Here is a 16169-nt window from a genome sequence, read left to right on the forward strand (position 1 = left end):
CGGCTACTGCTTTAACCGCAAGACCTCGGCGATCTGGTCGACCGATCCGGATTTGTGTTCCTGTCCGTCGATCCAATGAGATTTTGACGCAGAAGCCACGAACCGGCGGGATTCAGTTTCGTAGACATCCCGGAATGGATAGTCGTCGAGCGCGACTTCGCCGTCGTGGTACGGGGTCAGTCTGTTGACGTGATAGATTGATCGAACCCCAAGCTGATGCAATGCGGTACCGTAGAAGGCTAGATTGTCCGCCTGCATGTGCTGGAATGACAAGAAGTTGCAGCACGCGTCGATCGAGTAGGGAATATCGGCAAGTCGCCAGGGTGGGACAATGGTAATGCGCGCCGTGTCGGGGATCGGCGTGTTGTCCCATGCGAGGTGGACGTCTCCCGGAAACACCCTGGTCAGGTAACGAGCCGCAAGCAGCAGATTGAACGGCAGGTCGCAGTAGGTGATGCGTGTGCCAGGGGCGAGTTTCAGCACGTCCCTGACAAAGCGCCCGTGCCCACCGCCGATCTCCAGAACCGACGATGGTACGCCTTTAAGTGCCGCCCTCATCATGAGCGCTCGTGGCGCAACCCGGATTGTGTGGCTGCTCACCAGCAGGGGCTGCCCGTCGATCGTCAAGGTCAGCAGCAGTCCGCCTACGACATTGTCGGCGGTGATCAGCGGCAGCCAGGTTTTGGGAGCCACGCCTGCGGCGTTGAAGGCGGACCACATTGATCGAAACAGATCGGAAAGCGTCTGCAGGTGCTGGCTGCGCTGCTCGTCCGAGAGTTCAGGCCTGCGGAGAATGGCGCCTTCGGTCGACGGCATGAGGCCGAAGAAATCGTTTCGGACCTCGAACCCGATACCGCCGAAAATATAGTCGGCAAACCGATCGATAATCTCGGCCGTGAGCGGGAAACGGCGCTTCTGCCCATCTTCCCGAAACGATCGCCAGCCAAGATCAGCGTTCCGGTCGGCCTCCGCGCAGAGGTCTGAATAGCGATGAATTAGGTACGCTGAGTCCATAAACCGTGCCAGGCCTGTCCGTTATCGATCCGTCTGAGGAATCGCGCATCCAATCGCCTCGCTCACCCGAACACGATTTTTGGCAGCCAGGTCGCCAGCGACGGGAACATCGCGAGCATGCCCAGCGCGCCGATCTGGATCAGCACGAACGGGATGATGCCGCGGTAGATGTGCATCGTCGTGACCTCCGGCGGCGCCACCCCACGCAGGTAGAACAGGGCAAATCCGAACGGCGGCGTCAGGAATGACGTCTGAAGGTTCATCGCCATCAGCACGCCGAGCCAGACCGGCGACATCTCCGGGTCGAGCAGGAACAGCGCCGGCGCGACGATTGGAACCACCACGAACACGATCTCGATGAAGTCCAGGAAGAAGCCCAGGACGAACATCACCAGCATGACCACCAGGATCCCGCCCCAGACACCGCCGGGCAGGGAGTGAAGCATGTCCTTCACGTACTGGTCGCCGCCGAGGCCCTTGAACACCAGGCCGAAGAGTGCGGCGCCGATCAGGATGACGAAGACCATCGACGAGACCTTGAGCGTCGCACGGTTGACGTCGACCAGGATGCCTTGCTGATAGGTGCGGGACAGGCAGACGAGGATACCCCAGATCAGCACGAGGCACGCACCGGCCGCCGCCACCACCGCGACCATGTCCGTAGCCGGGATCACGTCTCTATTGATCCGCAGGTCGAACGTCGACGACAGGACGAGCATCAGGACCAGGGACAGGGCCGACAGGTAGATCGGCCAGCCATGGCTTTCATCAAGGCGAATGCCGGCAAGCATCAGCGAGCCGACGGCGCCAACTGCCGCGGCTTCCGTGGGAGTTGCCACCCCAGCCAGGATCGAGCCGAGCACGGCGACGATCAGGACGATCGGCGGTACGAACGCGTGGAACACGTTGCCCCAGAACTTGGGATCGTCGGCGTCTTCAAGGTCGACGATCGCCGGGGCAGCCTTCGGACGCACGATCGCGACGATCGTCACATAGAGCATATACATGCCGACGAGCATCAGGCCGGGCAACAGCGCGCCGGCGAACAAGTCGCCGACCGAGACGGGTTCGGGAGACCAGTTGCCGGCTTCCCGCTGGGCATCCGTGTAGGCGTTGGATATCTGGTCACCGAGCAGGACGAGAACGATCGACGGCGGAATGATCTGGCCGAGCGTGCCGGACGCGCAGATGACGCCGCAGGACAACTCGGTGTTGTACCCGCGCTTCAGCATGGTCGGCAGCGACAGCAGGCCCATGGTGACGACGGTGGCGCCGACGATCCCGGTAGACGCCGCCAGCAGCGCACCGACCACGCAGACCGCGATACCCAGCCCGCCACGCAGCTTGCCGAACAGCTTGCCCATGGTCTCGAGCAACTCCTCGGCAACCTTGGAGCGTTCGAGCATGACGCCCATGAACACGAAGAGCGGCACCGCCAGCAGCACGTCGTTGGTCATGGTGCCGAACACGCGCTGCGGGATGAAGAAGAAGAACGAGGCATCGAAATGGCCGAGGCCCAGAGCCAGCAGGCCGAACAGCAAAGCGCTGCCGCCGAGCGACAGAGCCACCGGAAATCCGCACAGCAGGACCCCGCATGCACAGACAAACATAATGATCGAGAGGAGGGCCGCTTCGTTATCCATGGGGCACACTCCGGTCGTCGTGATGCGCGATCGGCGTTCCGCCCATCACGGTAATCAGGCTGCGGATGAACAGCGACACGCCTTGCAGTCCCAGCAGAACGCAGAACACAAGGATGATTGATTTCAGCAGGTAGACCGCCGGGATGCCGCTGGTCTCCACCGAGCCTTCCATGCTGGCCCAGGCCTGTACGACATAGGGATAGGAGGCGATGAAGATCAGGATGATGACCGGGAACAGCAGCAGCAGTGAGCCGAACAGATCGACAAGCGCTTTGGTGCGGTCTTTGGCATCACGGTAGAAAATATCGACACGGACGTGTCCGTCGTGCAGCAGGGTGTAGCCTGCGCCGATCATGAAGAGGATGCCGTGCATGTAGGTAACCGACTCCTGCATCATGATGGAGCCGATACCGAAGACATACCGCATGACCACCACGATGAACTGGACGACGACCATCGTGATCGCGATCCAAGCGGTCGCTCGTCCTATGCAGTCGTTCATCCGGTCCACTGCGGCGGCGACTTTGCCGAGTTCGTGCACGAGACACCCCTTTCACGACCAGTGACCGACCCTACAGGTCGGTATCTTGCCGGGCCTTATAGCGCAAACCGTCCGGTCCGGCGCTTTCAATCCGTCAGCCAGAATGACGGGACCCCGCGGCTGATGTCGCGGGGTCCCGATCTAAGCGTACAGGGCGGCAGCCGCCCTGTCGGGATCAGCCGTACTTGAAGTTCAGACGGCGGGCCGCGAAGTAGGACTCTTCCGCCAGCTTCGACCAGCCGATCGAGTTCTTGCGGCTCGCCAGGAAGCTCTCATAGACCTCCTTGGTCGCGGCATCGCCCTGGCCGGTTTCGGCCATGACTTCACCGGAGGCCGTGCCGAACGCGTTCAGAACGTCGTCGGAGAACTTCTTGAGCTTCACGCCGTGCTTGGTGAGGAGCGTCTGGAGCGCATCGCCGTTCTTGGCATTGAACTCGGCGAGCGACCGGTTGGCCTCGGCCATGCAGGCGGTCTGCACGATCGTCTTCTGGGTCGCGGTGAAGCTTTCCCACACATCGGTGTTGATGCCGAGGCTGTTCGACGTGCCCGGCTCGTGGAAGCCCGGGTAGTAGTAGAACTTGGCGACCTTGTAGAAACCGAACGCCAGATCGTTCCACGGGCCCACCCACTCGGTGCCGTCGATGGCACCCGACTGCAGCGCCGGGAAGATTTCGCCGCCGGGAAGATTGACGATGGCAACGCCGAGGCGCCGCATAACTTCGCCGCCGAGGCCGGGCATGCGGAACTTGAGGCCCTTGAGGTCCTCAATGGTGTTGATTTCCTTGTTGTACCAGCCGCCCATCTGGACACCGGTATTCCCGGACAGGAAGGCCTTGATCTTGAACGGGGCCGCAACCTTGTCCCACACTTCCTGACCGCCGCCCCAGTAGATCCAGGCGTGCAGTTCGTCGGCGGTCATGCCGTACGGCACCGCGGCGAAGAAGTTGAACGCCTTGCTCTTGCCCTGCCAGTAGTACTCGGCGCCGTGGTACATGTCGGCAGTGCCGCTCGATACCGCGTCGAAGCTCTGGAACGGTGGAACAAGCTCGCCGGCGGCGAAGAGCTTGATGGTCAGCTGACCGTCGGTCATCGCCGTGATGTTGTCGGCCAGACGCTGGGCAGCGGTGCCAAGCCCCGGGAAGTTCTTGGGCCAGGTCGTGACGAGCTTGAGCTCGCGCTTGCCCTGCGCGATTGCCGGTGTGGCAAGCGAAGCAGCGGCGAGGCCGGCTACGCTTGCTCCGGCAAGAAATGAACGACGCTTCATGGTGTTCTCCCATCCGTGTTGCCGTCCGGCGCCTTGGCGCTCGGATTTTCCCCCATTCTGCCATCCGATCAGCGACCGAGCGGCACGTGGCCCTGAACCACGCAGGTTGCGCGGATTATAGTGAAGGGGCTTCGCGGTGCAACAAGCGACCGGCGGTCGATCACCGTCACCGGAAAGTGCCGGTGTTGAACCCGCGGTGGCGCTCCTACACAGTGCGCCGTCGCCAAACAACCCTGAGCGGGTAGCGTCATGCGGATCGATCTGTGCTGTGTTGGAAGCCGCTTCAACATGTACCGCAACGCGATTGCGCTGCTCTATCACGGGCTCGTCGGGGCCGGGCACGACGTCACCGTTTCGCAGAACCAGATCGGGAACGCGGCGCTGACGATCATCGTACCTCCAATGGCGTTCCGAGTTCCTGGCCTGGTCGAGGAACTGCGCCGCCGCCGGCAACCCTATGTCGTTCTGGGCATTGAGACGTTCGATGGCTTCTCCCACGGACAGTCGGCCGATGCGGCGGACGACGTCGGCGCGTTCCGGGCGTTCTTCGAATCGGCAAGTGCCGTGCTGTGCCTGTTCAAGCAGGATGTCGAGCGCTACCGCGCGATCTCACCGCAGCCGCTCTGGCTACGGTACGGGGTTCACCCTCAGCTGGAGGAGGTAGCGGATCTACCGGACCGGCCGGTCGACGTGTTCTTCTTCGGTGATGTCGAACCCTATCCGGAACGCCGGCGCACCCTTCAGGCGTTGCGCTCGGCCGGTCTGGTGACCGACGTGCTGGACGGTTCGTCCCAGGCGCCGCACGAACTGATCCGCAACGCTCGAATCGCACGCGCCAAGATCAACCTGAACCTGGCGCATGCCGACCATGTGAGCCCGCAGCGTGTGGTCTACCTTGCCAACAACCGGCTCTGCTGTGTCTCGAACACCGTGCCGGACGCGGACGGCTATCTCACGGCGGCACACCCGGTCATCTCTACCGATAGGATGGTCGAGGCCTGCAAGGCTATCGTGGCCGACGGAAGCTGGCGGCGGCTCGGCAATGAGGCGTATGACCGGGTCAGCGGTTGGACGATGGTCGAGACCCTATCGGCCGCGATCGATCAGGCGCTCGTGCGATAGCCGATCGTCAGGCGGCGTCGCTGTCCAATTCCGTCCAGCCGTCCCCGGACAGGCATTCAACGGGCTGGTAGCTGGTCTTGTAGGCCATCTTGCGACTGCCACCGACCCAGTAACCCAGATACACGTATGGCAGTCCCTGCGCTGCCGTGTGGCGTACCAGATCGAGGATCATGAAGCGGCCCAGCGCGCGCTTGTCGGCCCCGGGCTCGAAGAAGCTGTACACGGCGGACAAGCCGTCATCCTGCCGGTCGATCAGCATGGCGGCCCACAGATTGTCCCGGGCATCGCGATACTCGAGCAAGCCGGTCTCGATCGGCGAGCGTTCGACCATCGCGGCATAGTCCGGATAGTCCATCAGTGCCATCTCGCCGTCGCCATGACGGCCGACCTGGTAGCGTTCGAACAACTCGAACTGCTCGCGGGTCGCCTCGTTCGGAACGACCTCGCAACGCAGATCGGCGTTTGCCTTGAGCACCCGGCGGTGTCCACGGGTCCAGCGAAAGTCGGTGGTCCGCAGGCGGACGGGTACGCAGGCCGAGCAACTGGCGCAGGCCGGGCGGTAGGCGAGGTGCTGGGTGCGCCGGAACCCGGCCTTCGCCAACTGGTCGTGGGCATGGCGTCCGCGGCGGGTCGACAGATCGCACACCAGCCGGCGCTCCTGCAGCCCCGGCAGATACGGACACGGCATCGGCAAGGTGTGGAAGAACGTCAGCGGTGGGGCGAGAGTGGCGTCAAGCATGAGTGCCGGCGCCTCAATCTGCGTCGGAGTCTGGGACGACACCGCAGAATTCCTGCCGCACTGCCGCCGTGATCGCGATGAGCTGCCGTTGCAGATAGTCGGAGAACTCATGAAGGCCGAACTGCACGACGCTGTCCTGGTTGTGTCCGGCCAAGGCCGCACGGGCTTCGTCCAGCAGTTCCATCGAGACGTTCCCGGCCCGCAGACCGAACCCAGCCTTCAAATGGTGCAGATGGCCGTCGATCTCGGACAGGCACAAGGCGATGGATCGCGGGAAGCTCATGTTGAACAGCAGGAAGGTCGCCACCTGTTTGGGAGACATGCCGCGCGGATGGACACGCCGGAATGCGTGATAGCCTGCCACCGACCGTAGAAGCGCATTCCATTGGCTGACGTCGACCGGGCTGCCGACGCGTTGGTCGGCGGGCAGCAGCAGATGGTATTTGATGTCGAGCAGGCGGGTGGTCTGGTCGGCCCGCTCGACCTGCCGGCCGATCAGGTAGAAGAACCAGGACTGATCCCGAAAGAACGTGCCCTCGGTGATTCCAGTGTGGGTCTGACACTCCTCTTTGATGAATGCGCACACCCGTGACAGCTCGCTCGGCTTCAGGTCGTCCGGCGTCAGGGCGTTCATCAGATTGTTGAAGACGTTGAGGTGGCTCCACATCTCCGTTGAAATCATCGGGCGGAGCGACCGGGCGTTTTCCTTGGCGGCCCGGATGGCCGAGATGATGGACGTCGGGTTGTCGCGATCCAGGGCATAGAAATGAACGACGTTGGCGTAGGACGCGACGTCATACGCCTTGTCGAACCTCTCCTCGTCGGCATTGAGCTGGACGATGGACCGCCAGTTCTGGCTGCCACGCGAGTCCCGGGAGAAGTGAAGGTTGACGTCCAGAATTCGAGCCAGACTTTCGGCGCGCTCGACGTAGCGGCCCAGCCAGAAGGCGCAGTCGGCGTAGCGGGCGAGCAGGAGGTTCGTTCCGATCGTCATGGCTCAAGCACCCAAGTATCCTTGGAACCGCCGCCTTGGCTTGAGTTCACCACCAGGGATCCGCGGCGCAGGGCAACCCGCGTCAGGCCGCCGGGGAGCACCCAGCAGGACTGCCCGGTCACCACGAAAGGCCGCAGGTCGACATGGCGCGGCTCGATCATGCCGTCGATCAAGGTCGGGCAGACCGAGAGGTCGATCATCGGCTGGCTGATGAAGTTGGCGGGATTGGCCTCGAGCTTGACCCGGATGTCGTCGATCTCCTCCTTGGTGGCGCGCGGGCCGATCACGATGCCGTACCCGCCGGATTCCCCGACAGGCTTGACCACGAGATTCTCGAGATTTGACAACGTGTAGGCCAGACCCTCGCGTTCCCGGCAGATGTGCGTGTCGACGTTGTCGAGGATCGGATCCTCATCCAGGTAGTAGCGGATGATGCGCGGCATGTAGGCGTAGACAGCCTTGTCGTCGGCACAACCGGTGCCGACGGCGTTCGCCAGACCGACATTGCCTTTTGCGTAGGCGCCGAACAGGCCCGGAACACCCAGCATGCTCTCTGGATTGAACACATCGGGGTCGAGGAACGCATCGTCGAGCCGGCGGTAGATCGAATGGACCGGCGCCTTTCCGGCGGTCGTTCGCATCCATACGCGATCGTCCTCGACCAGCAGATCGGAGCCCTCGACCAGCGGCACGCCCATTTCCCGGGCCAGGAACACGTGCTCGAAATAGGCCGAGTTGAATACGCCCGGCGACAGCAGAACGACCTGCGGATCCGGAACTGCGCTCGGTGCGAGGTCGGCAACCGCCTCAAGCAGCTTCTGGCCGTAGTCGCTGACCGGCCTGATGCCGATCTCGGCCATGAGGTCCGGGAATGTCCGCTGCATCATGTGGCGGTTCTCGACGACGTAGGACACGCCGGACGGCGTACGGGCGTTGTCCTCCAGGACCTTGAACTGCCCGAACTGGTCTCGCACCAGATCGACACCGCACACGTTCACGTAAGATCCGTGCTGAACGGCAATGCCGCGCATTTGTTCGCGGTAGTAGGCGTTGCCGTAGATCAGTTCGGCCGGCACCGTGCCGTCCTTGAGGATGTGCGCCTCGTGATAGACGTCGTGCAGGAACAGGTTGATGGCATTGACGCGTTGTTTTGATCCGCGCTCGATGATGTCCCAGTCGCGCGGTGAGATGATGCGCGGAATGACGTCGAACGGCAGGATGCGATCGATGACGTCGCGCTCGGAGTACACCGTGAAGGTGATCCCCAGGTTGTAAAGCTCGCGTTCAGCGATGTCCGAGCGCCGGACGAGGTCGGATAGGGTCACGCCACCGAGGCGATCCCGGACCATCGACGCATGCTCGGCCGGCGCACCGTCGCCACCGAACATTTCGCACCAGTGACCCTGTCGGTCATAGGCCGTAAGCAGATCGACGCCGTCGTTCATGGTCTCCCCGTGTCAGCCAACCGATGATGCGCTGCAGGCACCGGAATGCCGCTCATTCGCCTCAAGGCTAAGTGCAAAGGCATCCGATCACAACGGGCCGGCCGTTCGAAGTATCGAGAACCGGACAAATGGTTCAACCGCCGGCGCGTGCCGGAACCGCGGGACCGCCGCGGTCCTCGGCACGGGGAACGTTCGGACGGGCCGGTGCAGCGGGCCCACCACGATCATCCTGCTGAGCGCCAGGAGCGGGCGTGCCGGTCGGCGCGCCGGCCGCCTGGCCCGCGCGCTTCCGGGCTTCAGCCTCGGCGGCTTTCATGGCCCCGGTGTCGCTGGACGACAGATGCTTCAGGATGATGCTGATGCGACGGTTGGTCGGATCGGATGGATCCTCGGCCACCAGTGGATCGCGATCGGCCTTGCCGACCACTTCATCGATGCGATTCTCGTCGATGCCGTTGGCCACCATGACCCGTCGGGATGCGTTGGCGCGATCGGATGACAAATCCCAGTTGGTATAGGTCGATCCCGGCGAGAACTGCTTTGAATCGGTGTGCCCGGTGATCTCGATCTTGTTGGGGAGGGCGGCAACCACTTCCGCGACCTTGACCAGCAGCTTGCGGGTCTGCTCGTACATCGACGCGCTGCCGTTGGGGAACAGTGCGATCCGTTCCTGATCGATCAGCTGGATGCGCAGGCCTTCGGGCGTGGCGTCGACCTTGATGGACTCCGCGACATCCGAAAGCTCTGGAGACTTCTCGATCGCCTCCTTGATCGCCGCTTCGGCTTCCTCGAACTGCTGCTGCTCGCGTTCGCGCATCAACTGCTCGACGACTTCCTGGTTGACCGTGCCCTCTTCGTCCTCTCGCGAGCCGAGACGGGACTCGATGTTCTCGGGGTCGTCAGAATCAGGATCGAGGGATTCAGTGCGCTCAGCCTGCGGCCGCGCCACCTGGGGAGTGGAGATCTGCGGCGGCGAACTGGGTGACTTCAACGCACCGGGTACCGTGATCGACGTGCCGCCCAGGAGGCCGCCGGAGCCCGAACGTGTAGAGCGCGATATCGCCGTCGGATCGAAGTAGTTCGAGATACCCATCTTTTGCTCCTCCGTCGTGGCGTTGAGCAGCCACAACAGGAGGAAGAAGGCCATCATTGCAGTCACGAAGTCGGCATAGGCGACTTTCCAGGCGCCACCGTGGTGGCCGCCATGACCACCTTTCTTGACCTTCTTGATTACGATTGTCGCGTGGTTGTCCACCGACCGGCACCTTCTTCAAGTCTGTAATCGCCGACGACCATGCAAGGCCGGGGCCATGATCGGGCGCGCGAGCCGCCCGAACCGGATCAGACCGGCGGCAGCGCCGCCACCGCTTCTTCCACCTCGAAGAACGACGGGCGGTCCTTGGACATCAGGGCCTTGCGGGCGAATTCGACTGACACCGCCGGCGCGTAGCCGGATACATGGGCCAGAAGTCCAGCTCGGATGCAGCCGAGATACTTGGCGTCGGCGGTGAACACCGCGCCCATGGTCGCGGACAACGGGCTCACGAAACCGTATGCCAGCAGAATTCCAAGGAACGTACCGACGAGCGCGCCACCGATCAGCTTGCCCAGCACCTCCGGCGGTTCGGTAATCGAGCTCATGGTCTTGATGATACCAAGCACCGCCGCAACGATTCCCAAGGCCGGGAAACCGTCACCCATTGTCTGGTAGGCGCTCTGGACCTGCGCGTCCTCGGCGTGGTGCGTCTCGAGCTCCTCGTCCAAAAGGTCCGCAAGCTCATGCGGATTGTCGGTGCCCAGAGTCATCATCCGGAGGTAGTCACACAGGAAGTCCATCGCGTGATGGTCCGCAGAGAACTTCGGAAACGCCTGGAACAGACTGCTTTCCTCAGGCCTCTCGATATGCGCTTCGATCGCCAACATTCCCTTGGTCTTGGCGAGCTTGAAGATCGCATAGAGCAGGGACAGCAGTTCCAGATAGTCTTCCTTGCTGTACTTCGGGCCTTTCAGCGCCGCCTTGAAGCCGTAGCCGGCCTTGCTCAGGATGTATTTGGGATTGGCGACAATGAACGCGCCGACCCCGGCGCCGCCGATGATCACGAGCTCAAAAGGCTGCCACAGCGGCCCGAGCTTGCCGCCCATCGCCATATAGCCGCCGAGCACCGAAACCGTCACGACGACCCAGCCGATGATCACGAACATGATCGGCTCCTGTATCCGATTTCCCGTGGGGCATCTTCCCCGCGACGTATTGATAATTCGCTAACTTAGCTGATTTGCCAAGATGAAGCGGCAAACCATTGGACATTCGTATCAATTCGAATGGTGTGTATAGCACATCGAGTCCCGTGGATTTGAATCGAAGCAGGGCACGCGATATGTAGAGCGGGCATCGTCCGCCATTCGGGGCCCAGCATGTCCATTGATCCGACCGCGTTTCGGGCCGTCCTGGGGCGCTACGCGACGGGAGTCGCGATCGTAACCACGCGCGGCCCCGACGGGTATCCGGTCGGCCTGACAGTAAACAGTTTCACCTCGGTCTCGCTCGATCCGCCCCTGGTGCTGTTCTGCCTGGATCGGCAGGCGGGAAGCGGACCGGCATTTGCAGCGACGGACTGTTTCGCCGTCAACATCCTCGGCAACGACCATGCCCCGGTGTCCAATCGCTTCGCCGACCCGGCGGCTGAGCGGTTCGTGGAGGACCAGACGGTTGAATGGGAAACCGGCGCTCCGGTTCTGGCCCACGCCTTGGCGGCGCTCGATTGCCGGCTTCACGCGCGTCACGATGGCGGCGACCACGTCATCCTGGTCGGGCGTGTGCTGCGGGCAGAGGTCATCGTCGACTCGCCGCCACTGGTCTACTGGCGGGGCGGCTACCGCGGCTTGACGTGATCGCCCTGTCCGGCGGCGGTCAGATCACGGCACCGTCGATCGCACTGGTTCCGAGCAGCCTCGCCGGCATGCCGAGTTCGGCGAACCGAGCCAGGATCTCGCGTACGTGGTCGGCATTGCGGGTCTCGATGACGGCGTCGAGATCGGCCTGCTTGACCGGAACGTCCTGAAACAGCCGCTGGTGGTAGATCTCAACGATATTGCCGCCGGTTTCGCCGATGACCTGCGCGACCGTGGCCAAAACCCCGGGTTCGTCGGAGATCTCGATCCGCAGCCTCACCAGGCGGCCGTCGCGCACCAGGCCACGCATCATCACCGAGGCCAGGATACGGGAGTCGATGTTGCCGCCGCAGATAACCGTCGCGACCCGCTGTCCGGCGAACCGTTCGGGCTCATGGATCAACGCAGCGATGCCCGCCGCACCCGCCCCTTCGACCACCAGCCTCTGCTCCTCGATCAGGAGTTGTACCGCGCGCTCGATCGCGCGTTCCGGGACCACGACGATGTGATCGACCAACTCGGATACGATCGCCTGGGTCAGCCCGCCGGGATGCTTGACCGCGATGCCCTCGGCCAGGGTCGAGCCACCGGAAGTCGGAGGGAGCCCGCCCAGCGCCTCGACCATGGATGGGAAGCTGTCAACCTGCACTCCGACGATGGTGATTGCGGGTTTCAAGGCTTTGGCTGCTATCGCAATGCCGCTGATGAGGCCGCCGCCGCCGATCGGGACCAGAAGCGTGTCGACATCCGGTACGGCGTCGAGAACCTCCAGCCCGATTGTCCCCTGGCCCCGGATGATGTCCGGGTCGTCGTAGGGATGAACCAGAACGAACCCCTTCTCGGCGACCAATCGTTCCGTCTCAGCTCGGCAGTCCGCCAGGGTCCGGCCGCGCAGAACGACCTGCGCGCCATGCGCGCGCGTGCGTTCGACCTTCGAGAAGGGCGTGGTTTCCGGCATGACGATGGTGGCCGGAATACCCAGGCGTGCCGCGTGGTAGGCCACGCCTTGGGCGTGGTTGCCGGCCGACATGGCGATCACGCCTCGGCGGCGCTCGTCTGCGTCGAGGCCCGACAGCTTCACCAGAGCGCCACGCTCCTTGAAGGAACTGGTGTGCTGCTGGGTCTCCAGTTTCAGCGAAAGGCGGCAGCCGAACATCCGGGAAAGGGTGGGACTGGCCACGGTGGGCGTGTGGACCACGGAACCGCGAATGAGGCTGGCGGCACTCTGGATCGCGTGCAGATCGACCGGAAACGGCATTGCTCATTCTCACGTCTATGTTTCAGCAACGAACAATTTGTCCGCCGCTCGAAAGGATTCATTAGGAAGACGGCCGTAGTCTATCCCGTGAAGACCTTGACTCACGTTGGCATTCGACACCGCTCGTGATACATCTTGATCGGGAGGGTGGGGAAAGTGACGCATGGCAGCGCACCCGGCTTCCCGGTCGCCGCCGTGACGCGGAGGGCGGCGAAGTGGCTGCATCGGCCCAACGACCAGTATCTGCTGCGCTTTCGGCTGCTTTGGCGGTTGCCGCTGTGGTGTGTTTCGCCGGGACGTCCTTTGCCGACGAAGCCAAACCGCCCGCCGGAGATTGGTATGTCGTGGGCGGAACCGACGACAGCCCCAAGACCCTTCGCGACTACCTCACATTTGATCCGAGAGCAGGCCGCGTCGATTTCGGCGTCGTGTTTTCCCAGATATCCGGCAATGAGATGATGGCCTTCACGTCCGGGCCGACGTCGCCGCGAACCGAGCGCTTGGACGATCGCGCCTTGATGGTGTCGGGAACCTACGACTTCCAGACCGGTACCCTGGTGACACCGCGAATCGTCGGTGGTGTGGGCGTCAGTTATCTCGGAATCGATGGTGCACCGGGTGCGGCGGGAACCGTCGACCCAAGCGTCCGGGACGAGATGGCGGCAACCGCGCACATCGGCTTTGGCGCCGATTTCGATCTCGGTGACACGTGGGCGGTGTCGGCGGCATATCAGGCGCTGTATGTCGGCGAGAACGATCGGGAAGGGCGGCTCGGTGAGAGCCGGCTCGATCAGAAGTTCGTGGTCGGTGCGAAGGTACGATTCTAGCGCTCTACGGCTCCAACCGCAGGATGGCGTGCGGGGTTTCCGGTTGCTCGGGTATCTCGAACAGCCGACCGGAAGTCCAGTCGGGCTGCCAGGTTGAATAGAATGGTGAGAATGGGTTCCCCGACGGGCCGAGCGCCGCTACGAACCCCGAACGATCCAGATCCGACAGATCGTAGACCACCCGCAGCGACGCACCGTGAGCGTGCTTGAACGCCGGCTTGTCAGCGCGCGACCAACTGCCCCGGCTGACGGTGTAGTCGCCGCCACCGGTCTCCGAGCGTCGCTGAAGAAGGCGATCGAGAACCGGGACCCGGCTCCAGACCCGGTGTTCGAATTCCGCGTGATGGGCATCGCCCCAGCGCCACTTTGCAACGTCGCCGCCGAACTGGCGTGTCATGGTCGCCATTGCCTCCGACAGCGCACCGGCGGCGATGTCCGAGCAGCTCTCCACCGCTTCGGTGCGCTGGTCGTCGCACCAGCGCCGCTCTGCCGTCAGTACCTTCAACATGGTTTCGGCTCGGATCCGACTGTACTGAGGCATGAGCGGGCCGAGATCGTCGGCGAACAGCCGTTGGTGCAGGACATCGATCCAGGCCGCAAAGACGACCGGTTCGGGTCGATCCAGTGCCATGTCGCCGTCCCAGGTGCGCAGCAGGTCGATTGCCGCCTTTGTGACGGAGTCGGGTGCGGTGTGTCCGATCGTTTGCAACAGCACGGGCACAAGGTCGCGGGCAAACAGCGACACCGTGTCGGACTGGATCGACGACATCGCAATGACCGAGCCGTCAGTGTCGCGAAGGCGTTCGATGATCCGTTCGGCGCGGTAGGGGGCGTCGAACTCGCGGCCCAGGTATAGTCCGGGATCGATACCAATCACGCGGTTGTTGGCATTCACCAGCGCGCCGCCCGCCGGATCGACGGTCGCAGGCAAGGCATGGAACGGCGCCCACCCCATCCAGTCCTGCTCGCCGGTCCAACCGGCCGACGGCAGGAAACCGTTGCCGGATCGCCGAATTGGAACCCGGCCGGCTGAGATCAGGCCGATGCGGCCATCGGAATCGGCAAACGCAACGTTCTGCTGGGGCGCGTGGAAGCCGTGAAGAGCGCTGATGAACTCAGAGGCGTTCGTCGACGCCGCCATCCGGAACAGCGCCTCGGCGGTATCGTCGTCCTCACGGAGTACTGGAGAAGCCAGCGCCAGAACCGCGCCGTTCGGTGTGGCAGCGCCTGCAGTCGCCATCGCGTCTGAGACGACCGGCCCGTGCCGGGTCGAGCGCACGGTCTGCTCGACCATCGTGTCACCGGCGCGAATTCTCTCGATGCGGGTCTCGAAAGCCGCTGTGCCATCGGGCGTGAGATAGCGCGCAGGGTCTGCCGGATCGATCTTCTCCACGAACAGGTCCTGGGTGTCGGACGGGGTGGTGGTCATCGACCAGGCGACGCGTCCGTTGTGGCCGATGACCAGGAACGGCACGCTGGGCACGAACGCACCGACCCGCCGATAGCCGGGCGCCTCGATGCGAGCCAGGGTCCAATGAACTGGATCGGTCAGCGCCAGGTGCGGATCGCCGGCCAGCACGGGCTTGCCGGTCGGCGTGCGCGATCCGGACAGGGCCCAGACGTTCGAGGCGAGGCGGGGCGCAACTTCAGACGGCAGGGCATCGGCTAGGCCGGCCAACTTGATCGCATCGACGGCCTCGGTTCCCGCCAGTGATGGCGCGGTCGGAGCCGAGGTCTCGTCGGATCCGGCTGCCCAGAGGATCTCAAGATCGGCCAGCGTGAGCCCGGCTTTCAGCATCCGTGCCCGCAGGATCTCTCCAAACCAGTTTCCGGCAAGCTGGAGTGACATCAGCCGGCCCCACACCAGGCTGTCGGCCGGGCGCCACGGTTCCGGATTGAAGCCCAGCGCGATGAACTCAAGGGGCAGGGCGCCGGTCCGGCTGTCGAGGTAGGCGTTCACGCCCGCCGCATAGGCATCGACATGGGCGCGCGGTTCCGGTGACAGGCGCTGCAGATTGACCTCTGCCAAGCGGTGCAGGCCGAGCGTTCGGATCATCCGGTCGACGTTGAGTCCGGGTTCCCCGACGATCTCCGCAAGCCGCCCCATGCCGATCCGGCGGGTCAACTCCATCTGCCAGAGGCGGTCCTGGGCGTGCGCGAAACCGAGCGCATAGCTTGCGTCGGTCGGTGTACCTGCCTTGATGTAGAGGACTCCGCGGGAGTCGCGGGTCACCTCGACCGGACCGTCGAGCCCGGCGAGACCGTCGATTCGGCCGTCGATCGTCGGAACAGAGGTCTGCAGCCACCACACCCCGCCGGCTGCCAGCGCGTTAAGCGCCAGCACTACCAGGACCAAGCCGACGACCAGCCGACGGCGGAGGGACCAGCGTCCTTTCGGAGAACTGGTCCCGCCGTTCGTCGGGGGACGCG

General features: G+C 63.5%; 14 protein-coding genes. 3 read left to right on the forward strand and 11 right to left on the reverse strand.

Features of this window, described 5'->3' with window-relative positions; genetic code table 11:
* Positions 1–3 precede the first annotated feature (3 nt).
* The 4 genes from RIC54_RS26280 to RIC54_RS26295 form a co-directional block, all read right to left on the reverse strand.
* Positions 4–1014, reverse strand: a complete 1011-nt coding sequence (locus RIC54_RS26280; protein ID WP_350094277.1) for a putative sugar O-methyltransferase — start codon at positions 1012–1014, stop codon at positions 4–6.
* Between the two features lie 62 nt (positions 1015–1076).
* Complete coding sequence (locus RIC54_RS26285; RefSeq protein ID WP_350094281.1) at positions 1077–2657, reverse strand: TRAP transporter large permease; 1581 nt, start codon at positions 2655–2657, stop codon at positions 1077–1079.
* Positions 2650–3198 carry a TRAP transporter small permease subunit gene (locus RIC54_RS26290; protein WP_350094284.1) on the reverse strand — a complete coding sequence of 183 codons (549 nt, stop codon included), beginning with the start codon at positions 3196–3198 and terminating at the stop codon, positions 2650–2652. The genes RIC54_RS26285 and RIC54_RS26290 overlap by 8 nt, the downstream gene beginning before the upstream one ends.
* Positions 3199–3373: 175 nt before the next feature.
* On the reverse strand, positions 3374–4462 hold the full coding sequence (locus RIC54_RS26295; RefSeq protein WP_350094287.1) for a TRAP transporter substrate-binding protein: 1089 nt from the start codon (positions 4460–4462) through the stop codon (positions 3374–3376).
* Positions 4463–4711: 249 nt separating this feature from the next.
* Between RIC54_RS26295 and RIC54_RS26300 the strand changes: the two genes are divergently transcribed.
* Complete coding sequence (locus RIC54_RS26300) at positions 4712–5584, forward strand: CgeB family protein (protein ID WP_350094290.1); 873 nt, start codon at positions 4712–4714, stop codon at positions 5582–5584.
* A 7-nt stretch (positions 5585–5591) separates the two neighbouring features.
* Here RIC54_RS26300 and RIC54_RS26305 read toward each other — a convergent pair whose 3' ends face one another.
* From RIC54_RS26305 to motA, 5 genes are all read right to left on the reverse strand, one after another.
* Entirely contained in the window at positions 5592–6323 is a 732-nt protein-coding gene (locus RIC54_RS26305; protein WP_350094293.1) for an arginyltransferase, read from the reverse strand.
* 13 nt (positions 6324–6336) lie between these two features.
* Positions 6337–7317, reverse strand: coding sequence for an alpha-E domain-containing protein (locus tag RIC54_RS26310; protein ID WP_350094296.1), 981 nt, complete (start codon positions 7315–7317; stop codon positions 6337–6339).
* A complete protein-coding gene (locus RIC54_RS26315; RefSeq protein WP_502989692.1) occupies positions 7314–8762 on the reverse strand; it encodes a circularly permuted type 2 ATP-grasp protein in 1449 nt (482 codons plus the stop codon). Before RIC54_RS26315 ends, RIC54_RS26310 begins: the two co-directional genes overlap by 4 nt.
* Positions 8763–8895: 133 nt before the next feature.
* Entirely contained in the window at positions 8896–10017 is a 1122-nt protein-coding gene (locus RIC54_RS26320) for a flagellar motor protein MotB (protein ID WP_350094299.1), read from the reverse strand.
* 86 nt (positions 10018–10103) lie between these two features.
* Positions 10104–10964 (reverse strand): flagellar motor stator protein MotA, encoded by an 861-nt coding sequence (gene motA / locus RIC54_RS26325; RefSeq protein WP_350094302.1) that lies wholly within the window; start codon positions 10962–10964, stop codon positions 10104–10106.
* 213 nt (positions 10965–11177) lie between these two features.
* Between motA and RIC54_RS26330 the strand changes: the two genes are divergently transcribed.
* Positions 11178–11654 carry a flavin reductase family protein gene (locus tag RIC54_RS26330; RefSeq protein WP_350094305.1) on the forward strand — a complete coding sequence of 159 codons (477 nt, stop codon included), beginning with the start codon at positions 11178–11180 and terminating at the stop codon, positions 11652–11654.
* Between the two features lie 19 nt (positions 11655–11673).
* Here the strand turns inward: RIC54_RS26330 and RIC54_RS26335 are convergent, their stop codons facing one another.
* Entirely contained in the window at positions 11674–12912 is a 1239-nt protein-coding gene (locus tag RIC54_RS26335; RefSeq protein ID WP_350094308.1) for a threonine ammonia-lyase, read from the reverse strand.
* 344 nt (positions 12913–13256) lie between these two features.
* Here RIC54_RS26335 and RIC54_RS26340 point away from each other — a divergent pair, with 344 nt between their 5' ends.
* Complete coding sequence (locus RIC54_RS26340; RefSeq protein ID WP_350094311.1) at positions 13257–13739, forward strand: hypothetical protein; 483 nt, start codon at positions 13257–13259, stop codon at positions 13737–13739.
* 4 nt (positions 13740–13743) lie between these two features.
* Here the strand turns inward: RIC54_RS26340 and RIC54_RS26345 are convergent, their stop codons facing one another.
* Positions 13744–16095 (reverse strand): penicillin acylase family protein, encoded by a 2352-nt coding sequence (locus tag RIC54_RS26345; protein WP_350094314.1) that lies wholly within the window; start codon positions 16093–16095, stop codon positions 13744–13746.
* Between the last annotated feature and the right edge of the window lie 74 nt (positions 16096–16169).

This window comes from Thalassobaculum sp., assembly GCF_040219215.1.
GTDB lineage: Bacteria > Pseudomonadota > Alphaproteobacteria > Thalassobaculales > Thalassobaculaceae > Thalassobaculum_A.

Bases quoted from the DNA above. Each gene is read 5' to 3' on its own strand.
- RIC54_RS26300 (WP_350094290.1), top strand. From the start codon at position 4,712: ATGCGGATCGATCTGTGCTGTGTTGGAAGCCGCTTCAACATGTACCGC.
- RIC54_RS26310 (WP_350094296.1), bottom strand. From the start codon at position 7,317: ATGACGATCGGAACGAACCTCCTGCTCGCCCGCTACGCCGACTGCGCC.
- motA (WP_350094302.1), bottom strand. From the start codon at position 10,964: ATGTTCGTGATCATCGGCTGGGTCGTCGTGACGGTTTCGGTGCTCGGC.
- RIC54_RS26295 (WP_350094287.1), bottom strand. From the start codon at position 4,462: ATGAAGCGTCGTTCATTTCTTGCCGGAGCAAGCGTAGCCGGCCTCGCC.
- RIC54_RS26335 (WP_350094308.1), bottom strand. From the start codon at position 12,912: ATGCCGTTTCCGGTCGATCTGCACGCGATCCAGAGTGCCGCCAGCCTC.
- RIC54_RS26305 (WP_350094293.1), bottom strand. From the start codon at position 6,323: ATGCTTGACGCCACTCTCGCCCCACCGCTGACGTTCTTCCACACCTTG.
- RIC54_RS26330 (WP_350094305.1), top strand. From the start codon at position 11,178: ATGTCCATTGATCCGACCGCGTTTCGGGCCGTCCTGGGGCGCTACGCG.
- RIC54_RS26315 (WP_502989692.1), bottom strand. From the start codon at position 8,762: ATGAACGACGGCGTCGATCTGCTTACGGCCTATGACCGACAGGGTCAC.
- RIC54_RS26280 (WP_350094277.1), bottom strand. From the start codon at position 1,014: ATGGACTCAGCGTACCTAATTCATCGCTATTCAGACCTCTGCGCGGAG.
- RIC54_RS26285 (WP_350094281.1), bottom strand. From the start codon at position 2,657: ATGGATAACGAAGCGGCCCTCCTCTCGATCATTATGTTTGTCTGTGCA.